Annotated in this window: 2 protein-coding genes; both read left to right on the forward strand. The window is 48.1% G+C overall.

All coding sequences use genetic code 11. The features are described 5' to 3' along the window. The coding region (locus Q0L39_RS11200; RefSeq protein WP_296629230.1) for a site-specific DNA-methyltransferase at window positions 1-1,602 on the forward strand (1,602 nt) is incomplete at its 5' end. A 14-nt stretch (window positions 1,603-1,616) separates the two neighbouring features. Then, on the forward strand, window positions 1,617-3,840 hold a 2,224-nt coding region (locus tag Q0L39_RS11205), incomplete at its 3' end, for a DEAD/DEAH box helicase family protein (RefSeq protein ID WP_296629232.1).

Raw genomic sequence — 3,840 nt, forward strand, 5'->3', positions numbered from 1 at the left:
CTGAAAGCCCTGCTGCCCCGGTATGAGGGCAAAGTGAAGTGCATCTACATCGATCCTCCCTACAACACCGGCAACGAAGGTTGGGTGTACAACGATAACGTCAATGACCCCAAGATCAAAAAGTGGCTGGGGGAAGTGGTTGGCAAAGAGGGCGAGGATCTGTCTCGGCACGACAAGTGGCTGTGCATGATGTATCCCCGCTTGAAGCTGTTGCAGAGGCTGTTAGCGGAAGATGGGGCTATTTTCATTAGCATTGATGATAATGAATGTTCTAATCTCAAGTTAATTTGCGACGAGATATTTGGCCGACGCTGTTTTATTACAGATGCTGTATGGCGCTCAAGTGATAACAGTAATAATAATGCGCTTAAATTTTCCGAAGATTTTAACCATACTTTGATTTACGGGAAACTTCCATCTTGGAAGCCCAATTTCATTGACGACCTAAGCAAAAGAACACATTTTAAAAACCCAGATAATGACCCAAGAGGACCATGGTTTGATGGAAACCCGGTAAACAATCCTGGCTGGAGACCCAATTTGCAGTTTGATATTACAACACCTAATGGGAATATCATTAAGCATCCGGAAAATGGTAGGCGGCGGTCAATGGATACCATTCAGGATAAGTTAAAAACAGGAGAATTAAGATTTTCCGATGATCAAACACGACTAATAAGGCGTACATATTTATACGAAATGGAGGGGTTGACGCCTTCTAATCTGTGGATTGATTTAGACATTACTGAGCACACAAGACGAGCTAAATATGACCTCAAGAAGATATTTCCCGAAATTAAGGTAACTGACTTATTTAGCACACCAAAACCCACGCTTTTGATTAATTATATACTGCAATTGGCATCCGACCCGAATGCTATTGTTCTAGATTCTTTTGCTGGTTCCGGTACCACCGCCCATGCTGTACTGAACATGAATAAGGCCGACGGCGGCCACCGCAAATTTATCCTGGTGGAAATGATGGACTATGCTGACAGCATCACCGCCGAACGAGTCAAACGGGTTATCAGCGGATATAAAGCAGGTAGGGAAACTGTTTTGTATGACGAAGAAATTACGGTTAAAAACTTGGCACAAGGCGCTACTATGCTCGAAGAAGCCAAAGCAATCGCAAAAGAAGCCAAGCGCAACCATAGCTCTGTAAAATCCCCCAAAATTGAAAAGGGCCATCTTCGCGTAGTTGCAGTTGATAAATCTAAAGATATGGTCGATGGATTAGGCGGCAATTTCAGCTACTATGAGCTGGGGCCGGTGCTTCTGCTGCCGGACGGCAACCTCAATGAAGAAGTTGGCCCGCAGAAAATCCGGGAATACGTCTACTATATGGAGACCAAAGAGCCCCTGTCCGCCGAACAGCCCAAGGACGAGCCCTACTTCATGGGCCTGTGCCGCAACACCGCTTATTATTTCTACTATGAGCAGGAAAGCGTCACCACACTGGATCATGCCTTTTTGGCTACCATCCAGACCAAAGCCGAGGGCTACACCATCTATGCCGACCTGTGCGCCATCCCGCAGGAGACGCTGCGCCGCCACAACATCACCTTTAAGAAAATCCCCCGGGACATTGCCCGGCTGTAAAGGAGCGTGAAGAAATGGAACTGAAATCTTATCAGAAAGAAGTCATTGCCGATCTTGCACGCTACCTGGAGCTGGTGGTGGAACTACAAAGCCCGGCGAAGGCGTATCATGCCCTCTGGAACGAAAAGAATGTGCCGGTGGGGCTGGGCGGCATGCCTGCCTATACTGCCTCCTTACCCGGCGTTCCACAGGTGTGTGCCAAGGTGCCAACCGGCGGCGGCAAGACGTATATCGCCGCCAGTTCTCTGCGGACGATTTTTGACGCTATGCCTCAGCGCCGGGCCAAGTCCGTCGTGTGGCTGGTGCCCTCTGAGGCTATTCTGACCCAAACCCGCAAAGCGCTGGAAAATCCCGATCACCCCTATCGCCAGCGGCTGGACGTGGATTTTGGCGGACGGGTGCAAGTGTACTCCAAGGAACAGGCTCTCATGGGGCAGAACTTTACCCCTGCAACCGTCACCGAACAACTCTCCGTTTTTATTCTCAGTTATGATTCCTTCCGTACCAGCAAGAAGGAAGGTCGCAAAGCTTACCAGGAAAACGGCTACTTGGCTGAATTCGCCAAATGGATGAACGACCCTTCTGTTCTTCTGGCCGACACCGATGAAACCGCACTAATTCAAGTCATTCGTTTTCTCAATCCTGTAGTGATCGTTGATGAAAGCCATCATGCAACCTCTCCGCTGAGCATAGAAATGCTGCAAAACTTCAACCCTTGCTTTGTTCTTGACCTGACTGCAACCCCGAAGAAAAATAGTAATGTTATTTCTTTTGTGGATGCCGCTCAATTGAAAAAAGCCAACATGGTCAAGCTGCCCGTCATTGTCTACAACCGCAAGTCTCAAACCGATGTATACAGCGACGCCTATGCCATCCGAAACAAATTAGAGATGCAAGCAAAGCAGGATCAAGAAAATGGTGGGCACTATATTCGTCCTATCGTACTGTTCCAGGCTCAGCCTCGTAATAATGCAGACAGCACTACCTACGAGAAAATCAAACAGACACTCCTTGATGGCGGTATTCCTGAGGAACAAATCGCTATCAAGACCGGCGATAAAGATGAACTCAAAAACGTGAATCTTCTTTCGCCTGATTGTCCTATCCGCTATATCATCACAGTTAACGCCCTAAAGGAAGGCTGGGATTGCCCGTTTGCCTATGTTTTGGCAACAGTCGCTAATCGTACATCCCCGGTGGATGTGGAGCAGATCTTGGGACGAGTTCTTCGATTGCCGCACACGCAGAAAAACACCAGTGAAGTATTGAATCTTTCTTACGTCATCACTTCCTCGGCAAATTTCAATCAAACAGTAGAAAAAGTGGTTGCAGGTCTCAATAACGCCGGATTCAGCAGCCATGATTACCGCGCTCAGGACGCTAATAATACATTGATTGAAACAGATCCGCTTCCGCAAGTGGAACAGCTTACCATTGCGCCAAGTTCTGCAGAGGAACCCGACGTGCCGGATGTGAGTGGCGCGGACTTGAAAGCGCGGTTTGAAGCTGCTGCACAGGAAGCCGAACTTACTGTCCAGAATGGAACCGTCACTGCTGATCCATTGTTTGCTCAAGCGCTGGAGCAGAACCAAACCTATGAAAACGAGATTCGTCAAACCGACAATACTGCTTTGAGCCAAGCCCCCATGGAGGTGCGGAACAAGATGAATCAATTTCGGATGAACGAGGAGTTCGCGGCGGACGCTTCCTCGTTGCAATTTCCTCAGTTTATGTTGGAGACAGGCCCCAGTCTGTTTTCCGAAGCACACGAAGTATTGGAACTGGAACATCTCGAAGGCAAATTTACCCTGCGGGATAAAGATGCGCATGTGGATTTTACCACTGTCAAAGCTGAAATGGCTCTTGTAGACATGGAGGACGGCAAAGACGGCACTGCTAAAGCATGGCGTTTGGAAGGCGGTGACAGTGCATTCTTCCGTGAGTGGTTCAATACACAGCCTTCTGAAAAACGTCTCTCCCTTTGCAAAGGAATCATTAAGCAGAAGCTGTCTAAGATGAACTGTATCAATGACCGGGAGCTGGATGATTACATCAATCGGATTATCGCAACGCTGACCGAAGATCAGATTTCTGAATTGGAGCAGTCGCCATATCCTTATGTCATGAAAATCCAGGAAAAAGTCAAAATGCTTCTGGCACAGCACCGTGCTGCTACTTTTGACACTTGGCTGGAACAGGATAAAATTTCCTGCTTGCCCAACTACACACTGCCGCCCG

The organism is uncultured Negativibacillus sp., from assembly GCF_944388365.1.
Classification (GTDB): Bacteria; Bacillota; Clostridia; order Oscillospirales; family Ruminococcaceae; genus Negativibacillus.